The 21,840-nt window shown below is 55.5% G+C and carries 17 protein-coding genes; 9 read left to right on the forward strand and 8 right to left on the reverse strand.

Annotated elements, in window-relative coordinates; genetic code table 11:
* Nucleotides 1–48: 48 nt before the first annotated feature.
* Nucleotides 49–390: a hypothetical protein gene (locus AWR26_RS12370; protein WP_064566165.1), complete on the reverse strand. Its 342-nt coding sequence runs from the start codon at nucleotides 388–390 to the stop codon at nucleotides 49–51.
* A gap of 532 nt (nucleotides 391–922) precedes the next feature.
* On the opposite strand from AWR26_RS12370, the gene AWR26_RS12375 reads away from it, so the two are divergent.
* The 3 genes from AWR26_RS12375 (at nucleotide 923) to AWR26_RS12385 (ending at nucleotide 4,188) form a co-directional block, all read left to right on the forward strand.
* Entirely contained in the window at nucleotides 923–1,198 is a 276-nt protein-coding gene (locus AWR26_RS12375) for a metal/formaldehyde-sensitive transcriptional repressor (protein WP_007372007.1), read from the forward strand.
* Nucleotides 1,199–1,230: 32 nt separating this feature from the next.
* Complete coding sequence (locus AWR26_RS12380) at nucleotides 1,231–2,349, forward strand: S-(hydroxymethyl)glutathione dehydrogenase/class III alcohol dehydrogenase (protein WP_007372008.1); 1,119 nt, start codon at nucleotides 1,231–1,233, stop codon at nucleotides 2,347–2,349.
* A 153-nt stretch (nucleotides 2,350–2,502) separates the two neighbouring features.
* Nucleotides 2,503–4,188, forward strand: a complete 1,686-nt coding sequence (locus AWR26_RS12385) for a methyl-accepting chemotaxis protein (protein ID WP_064566167.1) — start codon at nucleotides 2,503–2,505, stop codon at nucleotides 4,186–4,188.
* 58 nt (nucleotides 4,189–4,246) lie between these two features.
* On the opposite strand, the gene AWR26_RS12390 is transcribed toward AWR26_RS12385, so the two are convergent.
* From AWR26_RS12390 to AWR26_RS12405, 4 genes are all read right to left on the reverse strand, one after another.
* The gene (locus AWR26_RS12390) at nucleotides 4,247–4,933 is read right to left on the reverse strand and encodes a DUF2076 domain-containing protein (protein ID WP_064566168.1); all 687 of its coding nucleotides are present in this window, start codon (nucleotides 4,931–4,933) and stop codon (nucleotides 4,247–4,249) included.
* Nucleotides 4,934–5,106: 173 nt separating this feature from the next.
* Entirely contained in the window at nucleotides 5,107–7,488 is a 2,382-nt protein-coding gene (locus AWR26_RS12395) for a membrane-bound PQQ-dependent dehydrogenase, glucose/quinate/shikimate family (protein WP_064566170.1), read from the reverse strand.
* 256 nt (nucleotides 7,489–7,744) lie between these two features.
* Nucleotides 7,745–10,042, reverse strand: coding sequence for an FdhF/YdeP family oxidoreductase (locus AWR26_RS12400; protein WP_064566172.1), 2,298 nt, complete (start codon nucleotides 10,040–10,042; stop codon nucleotides 7,745–7,747).
* A gap of 142 nt (nucleotides 10,043–10,184) precedes the next feature.
* Nucleotides 10,185–11,108 (reverse strand): LysR substrate-binding domain-containing protein, encoded by a 924-nt coding sequence (locus AWR26_RS12405; protein ID WP_064566175.1) that lies wholly within the window; start codon nucleotides 11,106–11,108, stop codon nucleotides 10,185–10,187.
* Between the two features lie 298 nt (nucleotides 11,109–11,406).
* On the opposite strand from AWR26_RS12405, the gene hglS reads away from it, so the two are divergent.
* Both hglS and AWR26_RS12415 read left to right on the forward strand, forming a co-directional pair.
* Nucleotides 11,407–12,750 (forward strand): 2-oxoadipate dioxygenase/decarboxylase HglS, encoded by a 1,344-nt coding sequence (hglS, locus tag AWR26_RS12410; RefSeq protein ID WP_064566178.1) that lies wholly within the window; start codon nucleotides 11,407–11,409, stop codon nucleotides 12,748–12,750.
* A 45-nt stretch (nucleotides 12,751–12,795) separates the two neighbouring features.
* Nucleotides 12,796–14,304, forward strand: coding sequence for a carboxylesterase/lipase family protein (locus AWR26_RS12415; RefSeq protein WP_064566179.1), 1,509 nt, complete (start codon nucleotides 12,796–12,798; stop codon nucleotides 14,302–14,304).
* Here the strand turns inward: AWR26_RS12415 and AWR26_RS12420 are convergent.
* A complete protein-coding gene (locus tag AWR26_RS12420; protein WP_064566183.1) occupies nucleotides 14,291–15,142 on the reverse strand; it encodes a LysR family transcriptional regulator in 852 nt (283 codons plus the stop codon). The two genes, AWR26_RS12415 and AWR26_RS12420, sit on opposite strands and share 14 nt — an antisense overlap.
* Before the next feature lie 111 nt (nucleotides 15,143–15,253).
* On the opposite strand from AWR26_RS12420, the gene AWR26_RS12425 reads away from it, so the two are divergent.
* A complete protein-coding gene (locus tag AWR26_RS12425; RefSeq protein ID WP_064566185.1) occupies nucleotides 15,254–16,423 on the forward strand; it encodes a pyridoxal phosphate-dependent aminotransferase in 1,170 nt (389 codons plus the stop codon).
* 12 nt (nucleotides 16,424–16,435) lie between these two features.
* A complete protein-coding gene (locus AWR26_RS12430; RefSeq protein WP_064566187.1) occupies nucleotides 16,436–17,215 on the forward strand; it encodes an ABC transporter substrate-binding protein in 780 nt (259 codons plus the stop codon).
* Between the two features lie 61 nt (nucleotides 17,216–17,276).
* Here AWR26_RS12430 and AWR26_RS12435 read toward each other — a convergent pair whose 3' ends face one another.
* Nucleotides 17,277–18,341 carry a methyltransferase gene (locus AWR26_RS12435; RefSeq protein WP_322788455.1) on the reverse strand — a complete coding sequence of 355 codons (1,065 nt, stop codon included), beginning with the start codon at nucleotides 18,339–18,341 and terminating at the stop codon, nucleotides 17,277–17,279.
* A gap of 330 nt (nucleotides 18,342–18,671) precedes the next feature.
* On the opposite strand from AWR26_RS12435, the gene AWR26_RS12440 reads away from it, so the two are divergent.
* Nucleotides 18,672–20,327 carry a glucan biosynthesis protein D gene (locus tag AWR26_RS12440; protein WP_064566192.1) on the forward strand — a complete coding sequence of 552 codons (1,656 nt, stop codon included), beginning with the start codon at nucleotides 18,672–18,674 and terminating at the stop codon, nucleotides 20,325–20,327.
* A gap of 45 nt (nucleotides 20,328–20,372) precedes the next feature.
* Nucleotides 20,373–20,939: a 50S ribosomal protein L7/L12-serine acetyltransferase gene (gene rimL, locus AWR26_RS12445; protein ID WP_064566193.1), complete on the forward strand. Its 567-nt coding sequence runs from the start codon at nucleotides 20,373–20,375 to the stop codon at nucleotides 20,937–20,939.
* Here the strand turns inward: rimL and AWR26_RS12450 are convergent.
* Nucleotides 20,936–21,829 carry a LysR family transcriptional regulator gene (locus tag AWR26_RS12450; RefSeq protein WP_064566195.1) on the reverse strand — a complete coding sequence of 298 codons (894 nt, stop codon included), beginning with the start codon at nucleotides 21,827–21,829 and terminating at the stop codon, nucleotides 20,936–20,938. The two genes, rimL and AWR26_RS12450, sit on opposite strands and share 4 nt — an antisense overlap.
* Nucleotides 21,830–21,840: the final 11 nt, after the last annotated feature.

Here is a 21,840-nt window from a genome sequence, read left to right on the forward strand (position 1 = left end):
CCCATAAACATTATTCGATTGCGGGATAATAATTAAATTTTTAAATAATCACTTGATCATTTTTATACCGTAGGGACAAAGATCAAACTCGCAGGTTTTTTGATGGTCACACGTCCTTAACGAAATATCCTCATTGCCCGGGCAGTGACAGCCTTTTTTTAGCGTTTGCCAGATAGAAGGGAAAAAGGGAAGGGTATGAATAATGTTAAAATCACATGCTTTTCCATTAACGACGTAGTGTTCCTGGTACGTATGTAATATGTTATCAGGGCGTAAAAAATAATTACCCTTATACCAGAAAATCACTGCCAGCTCTGGCGTGTTGCGGGCCAGCGCAAAGGCAGTTTTGGTTGTCGGTGATACCAGCATTTCCGTAATACTCCAGCGCATACTTGCTCCTTGCGGCTAATTTAATCTCCTAATAGGAAAATCTTAACAAAGAATATAATAAGAACATACTTAAAATTAATGTATTTAATGCATGCCGCTGACGGGAAAATATATCTAATAAAGTTCCTGGCTGAGTCTTGATATAAAACAAAATCTGTCCGGTTTTATCTATTGTCAAAACGATATTTAAATGTTGGGCGTTAATAACATTCTGATATAATTTCGCGATTAATTACAACCTGCGAAAAAATCACCACGAAAAGCGTGATGGCTTTTATATAATATATCTATTGAGAAGATCAGATAAAAACAGGTGTGGTTTATTGGGTTGTTGGCCCTTTTTATCGCAACTGCCGCGAATAGTGCTCCAGCATCATCCTGTTACGTTGCACGACTAGCAGCAGCAAAACGCTTAGAAACTAATCGTGTCACTCCCCTAAATCGTTCGCGCCTGATACCCGCATAAAACGCAGTGTTTACACTGTTACGTCACTGCTATTACCATACCCCCCTATAGTATGCAGGAGGTCACATGCCCCATTCACCAGAAGACAAGAAACGCGTTTTGACGCGGGTGCGACGCATCCGTGGTCAGGTTGATGCGCTGGAACGTGCGCTGGAAAGCGGCGAGCCCTGCATCGCCATTTTGCAGCAAATCGCCGCCGTGCGCGGCGCAGCCAACGGCCTGATGGGCGAAATGGTTGAAATTCACCTGAAAGATGAGCTGGTCAACGGCGACACCACTGCGGAGCAGCGTGCGGTTCGCATGGCGGAAGTCGGTCATCTTTTGCGCTCTTATCTAAAATAAGCATCAAGGTATTCACAAAAAGGAAGAGAGATATGAAATCACGTGCAGCCGTTGCCTTCGGGCCGGGTCAACCACTTAAAATCGTCGAAATCGACGTTGCGCCGCCGAAAAAGGGCGAAGTGCTGGTACGTATCACGCATACCGGGGTGTGTCATACCGACGCGTTTACGCTCTCCGGTGACGATCCGGAAGGAGTCTTCCCGGCGGTGCTCGGCCATGAAGGCGGCGGAATTGTGGTTGAAGTCGGCGAGGGCGTGACCAGTCTGAAACCGGGTGATCACGTTATTCCGCTGTACACCGCAGAGTGTGGCGAATGTAAGTTCTGTAAATCCGGTAAAACCAACCTCTGCCAGGCCGTACGCGCCACGCAGGGTAAAGGTCTGATGCCGGACGGCACCACCCGTTTCTCTTACAACGGCGAGCCAATTTTCCACTATATGGGCACCAGTACTTTCAGCGAATACACCGTCTGCGCGGAAATCTCGCTGGCAAAAGTGAACGAGCAAGCACCGCTGGATAAAGTCTGTCTGCTCGGTTGCGGTGTCACCACCGGTATCGGCGCGGTGCACAACACGGCGAAAGTGAAAGAGGGCGATACCGTAGCGATCTTCGGCCTCGGCGGTATCGGTCTGGCGGCGATTCAGGGGGCCGTTCAGGCGAAAGCTGGCCGGATTCTGGCTATCGATACCAACCCGGACAAATTCGCTCTGGCGAAAGAGATGGGGGCAACCGACTTTATCAACCCGAAAGATCACGACCGTCCGATTCAGGATGTGATTGTTGAGATGACCGACGGCGGCGTTGATTTCAGCTTTGAATGTATCGGTAACGTTAACGTCATGCGTTCTGCGCTTGAGTGCTGCCATAAAGGCTGGGGCGAAAGCGTGATCATCGGCGTTGCGGGCGCAGGCCAGGAGATCAGCACCCGTCCGTTCCAGCTAGTCACCGGGCGCGTATGGCGCGGTTCGGCGTTTGGCGGCGTGAAAGGGCGCAGCCAGTTGCCGGGCATGGTGGAAGATGCAATGGCGGGCAAAATTCGCCTCGATCCGTTCATTACCCATCGCATGCCGCTGGAGCAGATCAACGACGCGTTTGATCTGATGCACGAAGGGAAATCTATCCGTACCGTTATCCATTTCGGCGATAACTAACCTTGCTTCACGCCAGCGGTGCAACCGCTGGCGCTACCAATGTCCAAATCTGTGACCGCTGTTGCGCTTTTCTCCATAAGAAAAATCCAATTATTGCCGATGCATATATATCATCGTGATGAATGCATTAGACAAATATGAGAGTCGATAGCCATGGATAACAAAGCAGCAATGCAACGCATTGGATTTATGCACAATATTCGATTGGTTCCCCTGTTTTCCTCCATTCTCAGCGGTATTCTGGTGCTGTTTGCGCTCAGCTCCGGCCTGGCGGGATATTTTATGATGCAAGCGGATCGCGATCAGCGTGATGTGACGCAGGAAATCCAGGTTCGCATGGGATTATCTAACAGTTCTAACAACTTACGCACAGCTCGTCTTAATCTGATCCATGCCGGCGCGGCAAGCCGTATCGCCGAAATGGACGACATGAAAAATAACGTCGCAGAAGCGGAAAAACGTATTCAACAATCTCAGGATGGTTTCAAAGTCTATATGGCGCGTGAAGTTAAAACGCCGGAGGACGTTGCGCTGGATGAGGATCTGACTCGCCTGTTTAACGCCTACATCGCAGGCATGCAGCCGATGTTGAAATACGCGAAAAACGGCATGTTTGAAGCCATCATCAACCACGAAAGCGAACAGGCGCGCCAGCTTGATGCCGCGTATAACGTCGTATTGTTGAAAGCGATTAAGATCCGTACCGAACGCGCAGAACACCTGACCGAGCTGGCGCACAGCCGTACGCAGTTAGGTCTTACTTTTATGGCCGCTGCCTTCGCCTTTGCACTGGTGTTGACCGTCATTACCTTCATCGTACTGCGCCGCGTGGTGATTAACCCGCTGCAACGTGCGGCGCAGCGTATTGCGCGCATTGCTTCCGGTGATTTGACCGTTGAGGATGAACCGACTGGCCGCAGTGAGATTGGCCGTCTGAGCAGTGATTTGCAGGCGATGCAGCACTCGCTGGTCACCACCGTAGCCACGGTCCGCCAGGGCGCGGAAGAGATCTATCGTGGCACCAGTGAAATCTCCGCCGGTAACACCGATCTCTCTTCGCGTACCGAGCAGCAGGCGGCGGCAATTGAAGAAACGGCCGCCAGCATGGAACAGCTGACCGCAACGGTGAAACAGAACGCCGACAACGCACACCATGCCAGCGGCCTGGCGCGCGACGCCTCCGGCAAAGCGACCAAAGGCGGGCAGATTGTTTCCGGCGTGGTGCAGACGATGGGCAATATCACCAGCAGTTCACGCAAAATCTCTGAAATTACTGCGGTGATCAACAGCATTGCCTTCCAGACCAATATCCTGGCGCTCAACGCCGCCGTAGAAGCGGCGCGTGCCGGTGAGCAGGGGCGCGGTTTTGCCGTGGTGGCCAGTGAAGTGCGCACGCTGGCGAGTCGCAGTGCGCAGGCGGCAAAAGAGATCGAAGCGCTGATCAGTGAATCCGTCAGCCTGATTGAGAAAGGTTCCGGTGAAGTGGTTTCTGCGGGTGAAACGATGGATGAGATCGTGACGGCGGTGAAACGCGTAACCGATATCATGCTGGAAATTGCAGCGGCATCCGATGAGCAGAGCAAAGGTATCACCCAGGTGAGCCAGGCGATCACGGAAATGGATAACGTCACGCAACAAAACGCCTCGCTGGTAGAAGAAGCGTCCGCCGCCGCCGCCTCGCTGGAAGAGCAGGCCGCGCGTCTGACCGAAGCGGTAGGGGCCTTCCGCCTGACCGGTGCTGCGCCGCAGCGCCAGAACAGCACGTCTTCGCCAACGGCAAAACCGTTTAAACCGCAGCGCCCTGCGCTGGCAAATGGCGATAACTGGGAAACCTTCTGATAACCCGCAAAAGAAAAGAGGCCGTAAGGCCTCTTTTTTTTATCCAACGCTTAGCTCGTTAAATAAAGCTGTCGTCATCATTGCTGTAGTCGTTGTCATCAACATCGTCGTTCTGCCAGGCGTCGTTATTATTGCCGAACGGATCGTCCTGGTTGAGGAAACGGGTGTCAGAGACGTTATTAAAGTCGCCGTATTGATTACCGACAAACGGCTCGCCACCGGCAGGCGTTGCCGGGTCTTCGATAATATTGACGATCTCTTCCGGTCGCGACTGATGGAACATATTGGTCAGCATCTCGGCCAGCACAACGCCACCGGCCACGCCAGCGGCAGTTTGCAGCGCGCCAGCCATAAAACCGCCGCTGCGGGGAGCCGAAGCTGGCGCTGCCGCACGGGAATAATCCTGTGCCGGTGGCTGCTGCGGCTGGGCATTCCAGCTATTGTCCGGCTGCGGGTTGCTTTTCCCGCCACCAAACAGGCCGCCGAGAAAACTGCCGCCCGTTGCGGGTTTGCTTTTTTGCGCGGCCAATTCGCTTTCAAGCTCCTGAACCCGCGCCTGCAGGCGTTTCAGCGCCGCTTCCTGAATCAAAATCGATTGCGCCATATAGTAGGGAGCCGCAGGCTGCTGTCTGACGAATTCCGCGATCTGACGCTCTGCCTCTGCATCCCGTTGGCTGTTTTGCTGTCCGGTCTGTTTCAGACGTTCGAAAAGGCCGTTGATAAGCTGCTGTTCTTCATATTGCATGACAATAACCTTCCGCTCTCCAGGGTGGATACCATCTAGTTTATCAGCGGCGACAATCTGTGTCTGGCGAGTGAAATGTTTGTTTAAGATTGGTTGCAGGTTGGCTGAAACTCACTCTGCTTGCGGGATGAAAAAAGGCCCGCATCAGCGGACCTTTTTATAACACTTACACCTTATTGTTTATCAGGTAGCGCATAAGCAATCACATAGTCGCCGCGATCCGGCGACTGACGCGCACCGCCCGCATTGATAATGATGTATTGCTTACCGGTTTTCGGTGACACATAGGTCATCGGGCCGGACTGGCTCCCCACCGGCAGACGATCTTTCCAGATCTCTTTCCCGGTGGCGGTATCAAATGCGCGCAGATAGAAATCCTGGGTACCGGCAAAGAACAACAGGCCGGACTGGGTAGAAAGTGACGCGCCCAGCGTCGGCATACCGATGGGAATCGGCATATGCATGCGGATGCCCAGCGGGCCGGTATCTTCTACGGTGCCGACCGGAACCTGCCACACCAGTTTACCGGTGGAGAGATCAACCGCAGACATCGTGCCGAAAGGCGGCTGCTGACACGGAATACCCAGCGGCGAGAGGAAACGCTCGCGCATCGCGCCAAACGGCGTACCCTCCATCGGCACAATCCCCATCTCAATGCCGCTGGCGTTTTTCGCAACGTTCGTGCGCGGCACCATATAGTTCGCCAGCCCCAGGCGCATATCGTTAACAAATATCAGGTTATGGTTCGGATCGAGCGAAACGCTACCCCAGTTCATCCCGCCCAGCGAGCCTGGGAATTGCAGGGAACGATCGAGACCCGGCGGGGTGAAGACGCCCTGGTGGCGCATCGATTTAAAGGCGATACGGCACAACAGCAGATCGATTGGCGTCGCACCCCACATATCAGACTCTTTCAGCGTTTGGTTGCCGATCATCGGCATGCCAACCGAGTAGGGTTGCGTCGGGGAATAACGTTCTCCCTGCACATTGCCCGCCGGAACCGGACGCTCTTCCACTTTCGCCACCGGCTCGCCGGTTTCACGGTTGAGCATAAAGATCATGCCCTGTTTACTGGTCTGTACCAGTACCGGCGTGGTGTGGCCTTTGCCATCCGGCAGATCGAACAGCGTTGGCTGCGAAGGCAGGTCGAAGTCCCACAAATCGTGGTGCGTAGTCTGATAGTGCCAGCGTACTTTACCGGTAGTGGCATCTACGGCAACCACAGACGAGCTGTATTTATCGTCGAGCGCGGTACGTTCACCGGCCCAGAAATCCGGGGTGGCGTTGCCGGTTGGCAGATAGATCAGGTTCAGTTTGGCGTCATACGACATCGCAGACCAGACGTTCGGCGTACCGCGCGTATAAGTCTGGCCCTCCGGCGGCAGGCCGGTGATCGCCGGGTTGCCCGGATCCCACGCCCACGCCAGTTTCCCGCTGTGAACGTCATACGCACGCACAACGCCCGGCGGTTCGCCAGTGGAGAAGTTATCCGCCACGCGGCCGCCGACCACCACTACATTCCCGGCGACCAGCGGCGTTGAGGTTTGCTGGTAGTAACCCGGTTTGATTTCGCCCATGCCAACGCCCAGATCGACTACGCCGTGGTCGCCGAAGTCATCACAGACTTTGCCGTTATCGGCATTAATTGCAATCAGGCGTGCATCGGTGGTGGGCAGGAACAGACGACGCGGGCAGGCAGCAGGCGAGGTGCTCTGTGCCGCAGATGCCAGCGCCTGACTCTCTTCGTAATAGCCCAGACCGCGGCAGCGTTGCCAGTTTGGCGCAGTGGCTTTCGCATCGTAGCGCCATTTCTCTTTGCCTGAATCCACATCCAGCGCCAGCACTTTGCTGTACGGCGTACAGACATACAGCGTGTCGCCAACCTGTAGCGGGGTGTTCTGATCTTCCGCGCCAGAGCCGTTGCTCTGCGGAATATCCCCGGTGTGCGCAACCCAGGCCACTTTCAACTGGTTAACGTTCTGCTTGTTAATCTGATCCAGCGCGGCGAAGCGATCGCCGTGGGTGGTGTTGCCCCAGTGTTTCCAGTCCTGCTGCGCCGTCCCGGCGGCAACTGGTTTCACCGGAATCGCTTCCGTTGGTGCGATCACATTCCAGGTTTTGAACATGCCGCCTGCGCTAACCAACAGCAGCACTGCCAGCACGCCAGCCAGGCTGAACGAGGATTTGCGCAGCGGCGTCGCGCGTTGTTGCGCACGCAGCAGCGGCCACAGCAGTGCGGCCAGCAAGGCCAGCACGCCGAAAGTAAACAGGCGCGAGAATAACGGCCAGAATGACCAGCCTGCATCGTTGACGGACCAGAAAAGAGAAACGATAAATGCCAGCGCGTAGAGCAGAATACCACTGAGGTGGTTTGTGATAATCAAACCTGCCGCCACCACCATCACGATACCCATGATCAGGAAGTAGAAGCTGCCGCCGACGGCGACAAGTTGATAACCGAGAATGCCAATCGCCAGACCGATAACCATCATCAGTACGGCCAGCAACCACTTCAGGACGTTTACCATCCCGCGTGGCGTCTTACCAGGTGCCATGTTTTTCTCCTGAAACCCATTCGTGTGCGGAACGGCAAACGGCCGCTGGCCGAACCAAATGGATAATTTTCTATAGGGATTTAGTTATGAATGAAGGGTTATTTACTTTCTTTGCTACAAAACGAAGCAACATTGTAAACATAAATGAACCATGTGGTGAATAGAAAGTATGATGATTCTGTTAAATTATTATTCGAAGTTGTTAAAACCCGGCGTGGGTAATAAGTAAAAAGCCCGCCGAAAGCGGGCTGGAAGGTCAGGCAATACGCAGGGTTGCGCGTGTTTGCGCCGGAGTGACGCTAACCGGGATCGATTTTGAGGTGGGCGTACCGGTGCCGTCGCCAAAACGGGTCAGGGGAACCAGTGGGTTCGTCTCCGGGTAGTAAGCCGCGAGGTTACCGCGCGGGATATCGTAGGCGACAAGGCGGAAATCCTCCACGCGGCGAACCACGCCGTCCGTGGCCAGGGTTTCAATATCGACGCGAGCGCCATCGCTCAGGCCGAGCGCAGCAATATCGTCCGGGTGCATAAACAGCACATCGCGCTGACCATAAACCCCACGATAACGATCGTCGAGGCCATAAATGGTGGTGTTGTACTGATCGTGCGAGCGTAACGTCTGCAACACAAACGGCGCGGTGATTTCCGGGCAGACCGCGTCAGGCAGCGCCGCAGCGCTGAATTCCGCTTTCGCGGATGGCGTATTGAAACGCAGCTCCGCCGCCGCATTGCCCAGCCAGAAACCACCGGGTTCGTCGCAACGGGCATTGAAATTCTGAAAGCCAGGGATCGTAGCGGCGATATGGTCACGAATCAGGTTGTAATCGGCGGCCAGCGCCAGCCAGTCGAGTTGCGCTGTGCCTAAGGTCGCATGGGCAATCCCGGCGACAATCGCTGTTTCCGAGCGCTGCGTTGCCGCCAGCGGTTTGCCGATCCCTTCGGAAGCATGCACCATGCTGAAGGAGTCTTCGACAGTGACAAACTGGCGGCCTGAGGCCTGCACATCCTCTTCGGTACGGCCCAGCGTTGGCAGAATAAGCGACTGTTTCCCCGGCATTAAATGGCTGCGGTTGAGTTTGGTGCTGATATAGACCGTTAGCCCGCAGCGGCGCAGCGCTTCGCAGGTCAGCGGCGTATCCGGCGCGGCAGCAGCAAGATTACCGCCGAGCGCAAGCAGCACTTTCACTTCATCGCGCAGCATCGCCTGAATGGCGTCAACCGTATGGTGACCGTGCTCGCGCGGCGGTTCGAAATGGAAGTGGCGGGCAAGGCTGTCGAGCAGGGCCTGCGGCGGTTTTTCATCGATCCCCATCGTGCGGTTGCCCTGCACATTGCTGTGACCACGCACCGGACACAGCCCGGCTCCCGGTTTACCCAGATGGCCGCCGAGCAGTTGCAGGTTGGTAATTTCCCGCACCGTATCCAGCGAGTGTTTGTGCTGGGTAATGCCCATCGCCCAGGTGCAGATCACCCGTTCTGAGGTCTGCCATATTGCCGCTGCATCACGCAACTGCTGCTGGCTGAGGCCGGATTGCTGCTCAATGGTTTGCCAGTCGGTGGCATCGATTTGCGCAAACCACGCTTCAATACCCTGGGTGTGCTCAGCAATAAAATCATCCGCGAAGATGCTGCTTTCGCCGTTAGCAAGGCGCTGACGCTGGGTTTCCAGCAACGCTTTGGCCATCCCGCGTACCGCTGCCATATCACCGCCGAGATTCGGCTGATAGTAGGAAGAGCTGATGGTTCCCGCCATTGGCGTGACCACTTCCAGCGGTTTTTGCGGATCGGCAAAACGCTCAAGGCCGCGTTCGCGCAGGGTGTTAAAGGTGACAATTCGCGCGCCGCGATCGGCGGCGTGACGCAGACTATGCAGCATGCGCGGATGGTTGGTGCCGGGGTTTTGCCCGAAGACAAAAATAGCGTCCGCTTTATCAAAATCGACCAGATGAATGGTGCCTTTACCGACGCCAATGCTGCGTTTTAGCCCGGCACCGCTGGCTTCGTGGCACATATTGGAGCAGTCCGGGAAGTTGTTGGTACCGACCATGCGGCCAAACAACTGATACAGGTAAGAGGCTTCATTGCTGGCGCGCCCGGAGGTGTACAGCTCAAGCTGGTTGGGGTTATCCATCGCCTGAATATGTTCGCCGATCAGCGCCAGCGCATCATCCCAGCTGATCGGTTCATAGTGGTCGGTTTGCGGGTTATAGCGCAGCGGTTCGGTCAGGCGTCCCTGATATTCAAGAAAGTAATCACTCTGGCGGTTAAGTGCGCTGACGCTGTGTTGTGCAAAAAACGTGGCGTCGATCTGGCGACGGGTGGCTTCCCAGGTCACGGCTTTCGCACCGTTTTCGCAGAAACTGAAGGTGCTTTTATTATCATCGCCCCAGGCGCAACCGGGGCAGTCGAAGCCCCGGGCTTTGTTCATGCGCAACAGGTTGCGCAAATTTTTGAGGGCATTTTTGCTGTCAATGACGAAGCGAGTGGTGGCTTCCAGAGAGCCCAGACCACCGGCAGCGGCGTGGTAGGGTTTAATTGCTGTTTTAAATTTCATTGGTTCTTCCGGATGCGGGTTGTTACAGCGTTATCCTGGCTCGTGTAACAACAACCCTTAATCAACAACCACCTTTTATCACACAATTAACGAGATGTTTACCATTTGCGCAACAAGAAGAACCGAATGAAGTGCCGGGAGATTAACCCGGCATGATTTTACGGATCGCGCTGATAAGCGTATGCGCAGCAGGTGGCAGCGGCGTATCGACACGCGTGATAATGCCGACCGGATCGCCGATTCCCAGCGGTGGGATCGGCAGGGCGACCAGCGAGCCGAGGCGCAAATCATCTTTTACCGCGCCCGACGGCACAAACCAGACGTAGTCAAAGCCGACGGTTAACTGGCGCGACAGCGAGGCGGAGAGCGTCTCGATACAGCCAGCGGGCAGTTTGCAATTCTGGCTGGACAGCAGTTCTTCTGCGCTATCACGCGGAGGGGTGCCTTCCGGTAAAACGACCACCGGCCATTCAAGTACCCGGCTCAATGTGATGGTACTTTGCAGCAGGGGATGATTTGGGCGCACCACCAGTTTCAGTGATTCCAGAAACAGCAGTTCGTAATTAAGGCCGCTCATCAGTTCCGGGTCTGACATCCGGCCAATGCCCAGATCGAGCTCGCCGGACTTCAGCCCGGCCAGCAGCATCGGATTATGGGCAGTAGCGACCTGAATCTTAAGATCCGGCTGTTGTTTATGAAGCTGGCCAATCACCGCCGGCAAAATACCCAGCGCGGCAGTCGGCAGAGCGCCGATACGGATCAGATCGCTTTTCTGTTCCGTTTTATGATCCAGCGACTGCCCGGCAATATTGACGGCATCCAGCACCCGCACCGCGTGCGTCAGAAACTGCTCGCCGACATGCGTCAACTGTGCGCCGAGACGGCCGCGTTCAAACAGACGCTTGCCGGTCAGTTGTTCCAGTTCATTCAGCGTTTTCGACAGCGCTGGCTGGCTTAAATTAAGGGTTTCAGCCGCGCGCCCCAGAGTTCCTTGTTGAGCGACGGCCACGAAGGTATGTAAATGGCGCAGGCGAATGCGCTGTGAAAAGAGACCATTTTTTTCCATAAGATGATGTTAAAAACTAAGCGGATTCGGTGACAAGAAAAGTTGTTTATTTTAATAACTTGATTGCAAAGTATTCTTAACATCTAATCTATTTGAGTTACAAACAGATTTTCCGCGCAGTGTGACGAAACCAGCAACTTTGTATGGCTTTCTTCGACGGTTTCCATAATCTTTCGTTATGTTTTTTGTGCTTCAGCGGCGTCCGTTTCCTGCCACGATCACACTTTGTAAATTTCCCATCACGCATGTGAATGAGCTTCCTACACTCCAGAAGAGAGCACACAGGAAGGAAAATGAAATGGGTTACAACATCACGGCCGATGAGATACGCGAACAATTTTCACAAGCCATGTCGGCAATGTACCAGCAGGAAGTTCCGCAATACGGCACGCTGCTGGAACTGGTTGCTGATGTGAACCTCGCCGTTCTGGAACACAATCCCCGATTGCATGAACAACTGGTCAATGCGGATGAACTGGCGCGGCTTAATGTTGAGCGCCACGGCGCGATTCGGGTGGGCACTGCGGAAGAGTTATCCTGGCTGCGGCGAATGTTTGCCGTCATGGGGATGTACCCGGTGAGCTATTACGACCTGTCGCAGGCGGGCGTACCGGTGCACTCTACCGCGTTTCGTCCGGTGGATGACGCCGCGCTGGCGCGCAATCCGTTTCGCATTTTTACCTCGCTGCTGCGGCTGGAGTTGATAGAGAACGAGTCGTTGCGCAACAAAGCGGCGGCGATTCTGGCGAAGCGCGATATCTTTACCCCGGCTTGCCGCCAGTTGATCGAATTGCATGAACTGAACGGCGGTTTTACCGAGCCGCAGGCCAACGCTTTTGTGCAGGAAGCGCTGGAGACATTCCGCTGGCATCGTCATGCCACGGTCGATGAGCAAACATACCAGGCGCTGCACAACGAGCACCGGCTGATTGCCGATGTGGTCTGTTTCCCCGGCTGCCATATCAATCACTTAACGCCGCGCACACTGGATATCGATCGTGTGCAGGCGCTGATGCCTAAATACGGTATCGAGCCGAAGATCCTGATCGAAGGGCCACCGCGCCGCGATGTGCCGATTTTACTGCGTCAGACCAGCTTCAAAGCGCTGGATGAACCGGTGCTGTTCAACGGTGAACATCAGGGAACGCATACTGCGCGCTTCGGCGAAATCGAGCAGCGCGGCGTGGCGCTGACGCCAAAAGGGCGGGCGCTGTACGATCAGTTATTGGCAGAGGCGGGCACTGGCAAAGACAATCTCACGCACCAGTTGCATTTACAGGATGTCTTCAAAGCCTTCCCGGACAGCGAAATGCTGTTGCGCAAGCAGGATCTGGCATGGTTCCGCTACCGGTTGACGCCGACCGGCGAAGCGCATCGCCAGGCGATCCGTCCCGGTGACGATCCACAACCGCTGATCGAACGCGGCTGGGTAGTGGCGCAGCCCATCACCTACGAAGATTTTCTCCCGGTCAGCGCGGCGGGGATTTTCCAGTCCAACCTCGGTAATGAAACCCAGGCGCGCAGCCACGGCAACGCCAGCAAAGCGCAGTTTGAAGCGGCGCTCGGTTGCCCGGTACTCGACGAATTCACCCTTTATCAGGAGGCCTCCGAGCGCAGCAAACGACGTTGCGGTCTGCTGTAAAACAGGTAATCATCCAGAAATCAGTTATTTCTGGATGATGTTGCTATGGAGAATCCTTCCGCGCCGCTGGCGCATACCCGCCACGGCAGCGTGCTGGGCTGTCGCGAAGCGGCCTTTAATGTCTGGCGCGGTATTCCGTTTGCCGCGCCGCCCGTTGGTCCGCTGCGCTGGCGTGCGCCGCAGCCGGTGGAACCCTGGCAAGGGGTGCGCAGCGCCGACCGTTTTTCTGCCGCCAGCTGGCAAAACAGCGAGTCTTGTCAGCAGATTGGCGGTGGCGATCCGGGGCAATTCTCTGAAGATTGCCTCTACCTTAACGTCTGGTCGCCCGCCGAACGCGAAAAACCGCTGCCGGTGATGGTCTGGCTGCACGGCGGCGGGTTTACCATTGGCTCCGGCGGGCTACCGCCCTACGACGGCAAAGCGCTGGCCGCGCGCGGCGTGGTGCTGGTGACGCTCAATTACCGGCTCGGTCATCTCGGCTTTTTCGCCCATCCGGCGCTGGAAGCCGAACAGGGTGAACGCGTATATAACTTCGGTTTGCTCGACCAAATCGCCGCTTTGCGCTGGGTGCAGGAGAACATTGCCGCGTTTGGCGGCGATGCGGAAAACGTTACGCTGTTTGGCGAATCGGCCGGGGCGCGCAGCGTGATGGCGCTGATGGCTTCTCCACGGGCAAAAGGGCTGTTTCATAAAAGCATTATTCAGAGCAGCTATACCTTGCCGGATACGCCGCGGGAAGCGGCTCTGGCAAAAGGCGAAGCGGTGGCTGCGCATTTTGGCCTGACAAACGCCAGTGCGGAGCAATTGCGGGCGATCCCGGCCGATGCGTGCTGGCCGCTGGGTGCGCCGCTGAAAATTGCCCCCGCACCGATTGTCGGCGACGAGGTGCTGCCGGAACCGACGCTGGATGTGTTTTTTGCCGCAAGGCAGCATCCGATGCCGGTGCTTATTGGCTCGAACAGCGATGAAGCCAGCGTGATGGCGGAGTTTGGCGTCGATCTTGCCGGGCAGATCGAGAAAATTCGCCGCGAGCAGCGCCTCGGGTTAGGGCTGATTAAATTGCTTTATCCGCGAGTGAAGGGCGATGCCGAGCTCGGCCGCCAGGTGTGCCGCGATATGGCATTTACCACGCTCGGGCTGGTGGTGATGCAGGCGCAGCAACGGGTGCGGCAACCCTGCTGGCGCTACTGGTTTGATTATGTTGCGGAAGCCGCGCATGACACTTACGTCAACGGCGCGTGGCACGGTAACGAAGTGCCGTACGTATTCGACAATCTTATGCTTTCGGAGCCCTCGCGCAGCTACGTTAACCCGCGCGATCTGGCGTTTGCCGCACATCTTGCCGATTACTGGGTGCAGTTTGCCCATCATGCCAGCCGTCATTGTGAATCGCTTGCCGGTCCGGTGAACTGGCTGGCCTGCGTGCGTGGGCGCGACAGGCTGCTGCGCATCGGATTGAATAAACATGCAGGATTTCGCCTGGTTAATCGCTTTATGCGTACGCGTCTGAGCTTCTTCCGCCGGGTGATGCGCCATCACGTTAAGCTGGATTAGCCGCCAGCAAGCCCTCACGAAACGCTGCCAGCCCGTCGGCTTTATTGCCCGACTGGCGCAGGACAAGCCGGTAGCTGGCGCCGGTCTTAATACTCAGCGCAAACGGCCGCTGAAGCCGCCCGGCGCGGATATCCTCTGCCACAACTGTCTCGTCGGCAATGGTTATACCCAGCCCCTGGATGGCGGCAGTAATCGCCAGATCCATGGTGTCGAAGTGTTGATTTTTCCTCATAGCCGGCTGGAAATCCTGCTGCTTCGCCAGCCACAGTGACCAGTCGGTTTTATCCCGCGTCGGATGCAGCAGCGTCGCTTTCTCCAGCGGCATTTTTGCGGCCAGTGTACTGTTAAGTACCGGCGTCAGCGCCTCTTCAAACAGCAAATCCCCGGCGCTTAACTGCGTGCCGAACACAATCGCTGCGTCATAAGGTTCTGTTTTGAAATTGATGGTGTGATCGGTCGTGGTGGTGAGCGCAACCTGCAGTTCCGGATAGCGCTGCTCAATGTGCAACAGCTTCGGCACCAGCCAGCGCATGGCGCAGGTTGGCGCTTTCAGGCGCACCACCGTTTGCTGCGCGCGTGCCTGGTCGGCAACCATCAACAGGTGCTCAAAGGCGCTGCGTAGTTCCGGCAGCAGGGCGCTGCCCTGTGGGGATAAGTGCAGCCCGCGGGCGTGGCGCTCAAACAATGGAAAGCCAAACCAGCTTTCCAGCGTGGCGATCTTGCGGCTGACCGCGCCCTGCGTCAGGCATAACTCACGCGCAGCGTGCGTCAAATTGAGATGGCGGGCGGTGACCAGAAAGGCGTCAATGGCATTCAGCGGCAGGGTTCGGTGCGACATGGCAACTCCAGCTATGTGTTTTTATCATGGCTATTATGACAACAATTCGATTGTCGCGACAGCGTGCTTTTGGTTTGAATGCTTATGCACTTTTTAGCGAAAGGATGAACAATGACTTTGCGCACGCCGGTGAGAACCCGCTCTAAATTACCTGATGTCGGCACCACCATTTTTACCGTGATTGGCCAGCTTTCCGCCGAGCACAACGCGATTAACCTCTCTCAGGGCGCGCCCAATTTCCCCTGCGATCCGCAACTGGTTGCCGGTGTTACCCGCGCCATGCAGGAGAATCACAACCAGTACGCGCCCATGACCGGGCTGCGTTCGCTGAAAGAGCGTATTGCGCAGAAAATTGCCGATCTCTACCACACGCATTACGACATCGACAGCGAAGTGCTGATCACCGCCAGCGCCAGCCAGGGTTTGTACTCCGCCATTAGCGGGCTGGTGCATCCGGGCGATGAAGTGATCTACTTTGAGCCGTCGTTTGACAGCTATGCGCCGATTGTTCGTTTGCAGGGCGCCACACCGATTGCCATTAAGCTGACGGTGCCGGATTTCGCCGTTAACTGGAATGAAGTGCAGGCCGCAATTACGCCGCGCACGCGGATGATCATCGTTAACACCCCGCACAACCCCAGCGGGCAGGTCTTCTCCCGCGCTGATCTCGATCATCTGGCCGCCTTAACCCGTAATACGGATATTGTGATCCTCTCGGATGAGGTGTACGAGCACGTCGTATTTGACGGTGAACCGCATCACGGCATGGCGACGCACCCGCAACTGGCGGAGCGCAGCGTGATCGTCTCTTCTTTCGGGAAAACCTATCACGTTACCGGCTGGCGCGTTGGCTACTGCGTTGCTCCCGCTGAATTGATGGATGAAATCTGCAAGGTACATCAATTTTTGATGTTCTCTGCCGATACCCCGATGCAGTACGCGTTTGCCGAGCAGATGCGCGATCCGCAAGGCTGGCTGATGCTGTCGTCGTTTTATCAGCGCAAGCGCGATCTGCTGCAAACACTGCTGGCTGATTCACCGTTCCGCCTGTTACCCAGCGCCGGTTCTTTCTTCCTGTTAGCGGATTACAGTGCGTTCAGCGATGAGAGTGACAGCGAGATGGTCAAACGCCTGATTACTGAGTACGGTGTGGCGACCATACCGCTGTCGGCGTTTTATACAGACGGGACAGATAACAAACTCATTCGCCTCTCTTTTGCCAAAGATGAGGCCACATTAAGAGCAGGCGCGCAGGCCCTGTGTCGTGTTAAGCCACGCTAAGGAGCGTTAATAATGAAACTAAAAGCACTCTGTCTGGGGATGGGTTTGCTCTGCTCACTCTCTTCATTCGCGGCAACCGAACTGCGTTACGGCGTTGAGGCGGAATATCCGCCGTTCGAAAGCCGCAATGCCGCAGGCGAGCTGGAAGGGTTTGATATCGAGCTGGGAAACGCCATCTGTAAAGCCGCACAACTGAAATGCAGTTGGGTGGAGACCTCGTTTGATGCGCTGATCCCAGGGCTGACGGCGAAAAAATTTGATGCCATTAACTCGGCGATGAACATCACCGAACAACGGCGTAAAAGCATCGATTTCACGCAACCAATTTACCGCATTCCTTCACAACTGGTCGGTAAAAGCGGCGATGGGATGGAAGCCACTGCGGAAGGGCTGAAAGGGAAAACCATCGGCGTGTTGCAGGGTTCCATTCAGGAAACTTACGCCAAAGAGCACTGGGAAAAGCACGGTGTCACGGTGGTGTCGTATAAAGATCAGAATATGGCGTGGGGAGATTTACTGAACGGCCGTATTGACGCCTCTTTGGTGATGTCGGCGGCGGGGCAGGCAGGTTTCCTCAGCAAGCCGCAGGGGAAAGGGTTTGGCTTTATCGGCAAACCGGTATCGGACGATACGATCCTCGGCAGCGGCATCGGTTTTGGGCTGCGCAAAGGTGACGATGCGACGAAAAAACAGCTTGATGCCGCCATTGATAAAGTTCGTGCTGACGGCACCATCAAAAATCTGGCGGAAAAATATTTCCCCGGTATTGATGTTAGCGTGAGCGCACAATAACGTTTCACTACTCTGGCCCCTGCCGCCTGATGTCCGGCAGGGGCTTTTTTCTTTCTGCGCGCTACGCAGCGACTGCTTCAATGATGGATAACCAACTCTCGGTGCGGATAATGCGATTCAGTTTTAACCCAGCGGCCGAAAACAACGCGTTGAGTTCGGCCGGCGTTCTGACTTGCCCACCGGCAAAACTGCTGAGCAGCAGCAGATCAACGGCGTAACTGCCCGGGTCATTGTCTGCTGCGGCGATACAGGGTTCAAGTAACAGCACTTTGCCCTGCGCAGGCATTGCCTTACGGCAGTTTTTCAATATTTGCAGCGCCTTCTCGCTGACCCAATCCATAACAATGTACTTCAATACGTAAATATCTGCGGACGGGCAGGTTTCAAAAAAATTGCCCGCTATTAATGACCAGCGGGAATTATCATTGAGGTGGTGCAAAATATTCCCGGCTAATACCTCTGCGCGGTCAAAAAGAATACCTTTCGTGGTTGGGTTATGACGCAATATATTAAGCAATAAATTTCCATACCCTCCGGCAATATCCGCCACGGTAACCTGAGGTGGAAAATCATAAGCGCGTACCAGCACCTCATTTTCAACCCGTGACATCGAGTACATTCCTCGGTGAAAGACGTTATTCGTTTGATCTTGTTGCGCCCAGTAATCATAGAATGCGCTGCCGAAAAGCCTGTGAAAAGCATCACCGCCACGTACCGTCTCAGTCAGTTCCAGTGCGGGCCACCAGAAGGTTTTATCCGTCAGCATCAGAATGGCATGACGTAACGACCAGGGGTGATCCTCGAGCAGTAATTCCGCCATTGGCGTCAGGGAAATAACATCGTTTTCTGCGCAGTGAAAGAGACCGCGCGATGCCAGAATGCGCAAAATACGTCGCAATCGGCCACTGTCAGTGTTCAGTGCGGCGGAAAGTTGCTTCACCGTTTTCGCTTCTGTCGTTAATTGTTCGGCAACGCCTAAAATAACCGCCGTACGTAGTGCCGCCTGCCAGACAAAACCCATGGAGAATTCTAATAAAGCCAACGCCTCTTTCTCACCAGTAAAAGCGTGTCTATCTTTGGTTAACATGTGTGAAATCCTCTCAGACATTAGCGTCTCGATCGCCATCTGCACAATCCATTCGTGCGATTCAAGTATATAAGCTGTGGGCATAGTGCCCGGAAGTGGACAACGCGGCGTCTGTCCAGCGAAGTGGACAATCTGTACAGGTTATTGCCCGCTAAAAAATGCGCACAGAGCTGGGGTGACTTTTACATTCTTTTCGGGTTGATCCGAACGACAGGAAATATTTTCGGTTTTGAGTAAATTCTCAACTGCCAACAATTGGATTCTCAATGAATTTTGTCTAGAGTGTGCGTTCAATAAAGAAATGCTTTTGTCGCTATTTCGCACAATTGCGAAATGCCATTCTACGACCAGAAGGACGTGTTACCAGGCATGAACCGCAGACGATTTATTCAGGCATCCATGGCCCTTGCAGCCACCTACGGCACCACCGGTGTTGCATCTCTTTTCTCCCGCGCGGCGTTTGCGGCGGAGACGGATATTGCCGATGGGCAGAGCCGCCGTTTTGACTTCTCTGTGCTGCAATCAATGGCGCACGATCTGTCGGAGCAGCCGTGGGGTGGTGCGCCGAAAGCATTGCCGAATACGCTGGCAAACCTGACGCCGCAGGCTTACAACAGCATCCAGTATGATGCGCAGCACTCGCTGTGGAATAACGTCGACGGGCGTCAACTGGATGTGCAGTTCTTCCATGTCGGCATGGGTTTCCGCCGCCGCGTGCGCATGTTCTCGCTGGATCAGGAAACGCATCAGGCGCGTGAAATCCACTTCCGCCCGGAGCTGTTCAACTATCACGATGCGGGCGTGGATACCAAACAACTGGAAGGCCAGAGCGACCTCGGTTTTGCCGGTTTCCGTGCCTTTAAAGCGCCGGAACTGGCGCGCCGCGATATCGTCTCATTCCTCGGCGCGAGCTATTTCCGCGCGGTGGACAGCACCTTCCAGTATGGCCTTTCCGCGCGCGGCGTGGCCATTGACACCTTTACCGATCAGCCGGAAGAGTTCCCGGACTTTACCGCCTTCTGGTTCGAAACCGCGAAACCGTCTGATACCACCTTTACCGTCTATGCACTGCTGGACAGCCCGAGCATCACCGGGGCATACAAATTCGTGATCCACTGCGAAGAGAGCCAGGTGATCATGGATGTAGATAACCGCCTGTACGCGCGCAAAGACATCAAACAGCTCGGCATCGCGCCGATGACCAGTATGTTTAGTTGCGGCAACAATGAGCGTCGCGTTTGCGACACCATTCATCCACAAATTCACGATTCTGACCGTCTGGCAATGTGGCGCGGCAACGGCGAGTGGATCTGCCGTCCGCTGAATAACCCGCAGAAATTGCAGTTCAACGCTTTCCAGGATGAAAACCCGAAAGGCTTTGGTCTGTTGCAGTTGGACCGCGATTTCTCCCATTATCAGGATGTTATGGGCTGGTATAACAAACGCCCAAGTTTGTGGGTCGAGCCGCGCAACCGCTGGGGCAAAGGGGCGGTAAGCCTGATGGAGATCCCGACTACTGGCGAAACGCTGGATAACATTGTGTGCTTCTGGCAGCCGGAAAAACCGGTGAAAGCGGGCGATGAGTTTGCTTTCCAGTATCGTCTGTACTGGAGCGCGATGCCGCCGGTCCGTTCACCGCTGGCGCGTGTCTACGCGACCCGCACCGGAATGGGCGGCTTCCCGGAAGGCTGGGCACCGGGTGAGCATTATCCGGAGAAATGGGCGCGTCGTTTTGCCATCGATTTCGTCGGCGGCGATCTGAAAGCGGCCGCGCCGAAAGGCATTGAGCCGGTGATCACGCTCTCCAGCGGCGAAGCGAAACAGATTGAAATCCTGTATGTGGAACCGTTCGACGGTTACCGTATTCTCTTCGACTGGTATCCGACCAATGATTCCACCGATCCGGTGGAGATGCGCATGTTCCTGCGCTGTCAGGGCGATGCCATCAGTGAAACCTGGCTGTATCAATATTTCCCGCCCGCGGCGGACAAGCGTAACTACGTTGACGACCGCGTGATGCGTTAATCTTCCTTCGCCCCCGTTTGGGGGCGAATGCTTTCCGGAGGCGTAATGGCAACGGAACATCACTCAGATACCACCATTCCCGTAAACGACCATATTACCCTGCAGGCCGCAGACGAACGCTTTGTGCATGATTTATACCAGCTGATCGTAAAGAATCGCGACTATTTGCAGCAGTTTCTCGACTGGCCGCAGTATGTGCGCACGGTGGACGATACCCGTAAAACGCTACAAAGCAATATGCTGTTGCACCAGCGTGGCTACGCGAAGACCTTTATGATCGTGGTTGATGAAGTTGTCACTGGCGTGCTGGCGTTTAACACCATCGAACCGCTCAACAAGACGGCCTATATCGGCTACTGGCTGGATAAAGAGGCTCAGGGGCAGGGGATTTTGTCGCAGGCGTTGCAGGCACTGATGGCGTTTTATGCCCGCCGGGGCGATGTGCGGCGCTTTGTCATCAAATGCCGGGTGGCGAATCACGCCAGTAATCAGGTGGCGAAACGGAATGGTTTTACGCTGGAAGGCTGCCTGAAACAGGCGGAGTTTCTCAACGGCCACTATGACGACCAGAACATCTGGGCAAAAGTTGTCACCCACGACCAGTCCGCTTAATCTGCGCGCAGCCAGTCAATAAACGCGCGCATCGTCGGGGACATGGTTTTTCCCGCCGTCCAGCACAGATAGTAACCGTCAAATTCCATTTCCCACGCGGTCAGAATCCGCACCAGCGCACCGGAAGCCAGGTGCGTTTCAACCCGTTCTGCGGTGACTTGCGCAAAGCCAACCCCGGCAATGGCCGCCTGATACTGGCGTTCACGATCATCTACCACCAGATTCCCCGATAGCGGCAGCGTCAATGTCTGGTTGTTGTGCCGAAATTGCCAGGTGGCGGGCAATACAGCACCCGGCCAGCGCCAGCCGATACAGTTGTGCTGGCGCAAATCGTTGGGGTGGCGGATCGGCGCATGTGACGCCAGGTAAGCAGGTGAGGCGACCACAATCTGGTGCAAACGGCCTCCCACAGGAACGGCAACCAACCCCGGATCCAGCACCTCGCCCAGCCGCAGTGAAAGATCGTACCCGCCGGACACCAATTCAATCGGCGCATCCTGTGTGGTGATATCGATACGCACATCAGGCCAGGTGGCCAAAAAGCCAGGGACTTTTCGATCAAGGAAACGCTGCGCCGCCGAGCGAAACGCGTGAATGCGTAACGTTCCCCGCAGTGAATGGCTGCGGGACTGCGCATTGCCAAGCGCCTGCGTCAGGTTTTCCAGTAATGGCGCAGCGTGCTGATAGAGTGCCTGTCCATCATCGGTCAGGCTGACGGAACGCGTTGTGCGATTGAACAACCGCACGCCTAACCGCTGTTCCAGCGCCGCGATCTGCTGGCTGACGGCGGATGCGGAGAGGCCCAACTGTTCGGCAGCCGCCCGGAAGTTAAGTTGTTCCGCTACCATCAAAAACGTTTTTAAGGCGACAAAATCGCTGCTGCTGATCATCCGTTCCCCAA

Origin of the sequence: Kosakonia oryzae, from assembly GCF_001658025.2 — a bacterium.
GTDB classification, from domain to species: Bacteria; Pseudomonadota; Gammaproteobacteria; order Enterobacterales; family Enterobacteriaceae; genus Kosakonia; species Kosakonia oryzae.

What these genes read in the sequence shown, in the direction of transcription:
- AWR26_RS12370 (WP_064566165.1), bottom strand. Translation starts at nt 390, where the DNA reads ATGCGCTGGAGTATTACGGAAATGCTGGTATCACCGACAACCAAAACT.
- AWR26_RS12375 (WP_007372007.1), top strand. Translation starts at nt 923, where the DNA reads ATGCCCCATTCACCAGAAGACAAGAAACGCGTTTTGACGCGGGTGCGA.
- AWR26_RS12380 (WP_007372008.1), top strand. Translation starts at nt 1,231, where the DNA reads ATGAAATCACGTGCAGCCGTTGCCTTCGGGCCGGGTCAACCACTTAAA.
- AWR26_RS12385 (WP_064566167.1), top strand. Translation starts at nt 2,503, where the DNA reads ATGGATAACAAAGCAGCAATGCAACGCATTGGATTTATGCACAATATT.
- AWR26_RS12390 (WP_064566168.1), bottom strand. Translation starts at nt 4,933, where the DNA reads ATGCAATATGAAGAACAGCAGCTTATCAACGGCCTTTTCGAACGTCTG.
- AWR26_RS12395 (WP_064566170.1), bottom strand. Translation starts at nt 7,488, where the DNA reads ATGGCACCTGGTAAGACGCCACGCGGGATGGTAAACGTCCTGAAGTGG.
- AWR26_RS12400 (WP_064566172.1), bottom strand. Translation starts at nt 10,042, where the DNA reads ATGAAATTTAAAACAGCAATTAAACCCTACCACGCCGCTGCCGGTGGT.
- AWR26_RS12405 (WP_064566175.1), bottom strand. Translation starts at nt 11,108, where the DNA reads ATGGAAAAAAATGGTCTCTTTTCACAGCGCATTCGCCTGCGCCATTTA.
- hglS (WP_064566178.1), top strand. Translation starts at nt 11,407, where the DNA reads ATGGGTTACAACATCACGGCCGATGAGATACGCGAACAATTTTCACAA.
- AWR26_RS12415 (WP_064566179.1), top strand. Translation starts at nt 12,796, where the DNA reads ATGGAGAATCCTTCCGCGCCGCTGGCGCATACCCGCCACGGCAGCGTG.
- AWR26_RS12420 (WP_064566183.1), bottom strand. Translation starts at nt 15,142, where the DNA reads ATGTCGCACCGAACCCTGCCGCTGAATGCCATTGACGCCTTTCTGGTC.
- AWR26_RS12425 (WP_064566185.1), top strand. Translation starts at nt 15,254, where the DNA reads ATGACTTTGCGCACGCCGGTGAGAACCCGCTCTAAATTACCTGATGTC.
- AWR26_RS12430 (WP_064566187.1), top strand. Translation starts at nt 16,436, where the DNA reads ATGAAACTAAAAGCACTCTGTCTGGGGATGGGTTTGCTCTGCTCACTC.
- AWR26_RS12435 (WP_322788455.1), bottom strand. Translation starts at nt 18,341, where the DNA reads ATGGCGATCGAGACGCTAATGTCTGAGAGGATTTCACACATGTTAACC.
- AWR26_RS12440 (WP_064566192.1), top strand. Translation starts at nt 18,672, where the DNA reads ATGAACCGCAGACGATTTATTCAGGCATCCATGGCCCTTGCAGCCACC.
- rimL (WP_064566193.1), top strand. Translation starts at nt 20,373, where the DNA reads ATGGCAACGGAACATCACTCAGATACCACCATTCCCGTAAACGACCAT.
- AWR26_RS12450 (WP_064566195.1), bottom strand. Translation starts at nt 21,829, where the DNA reads ATGATCAGCAGCAGCGATTTTGTCGCCTTAAAAACGTTTTTGATGGTA.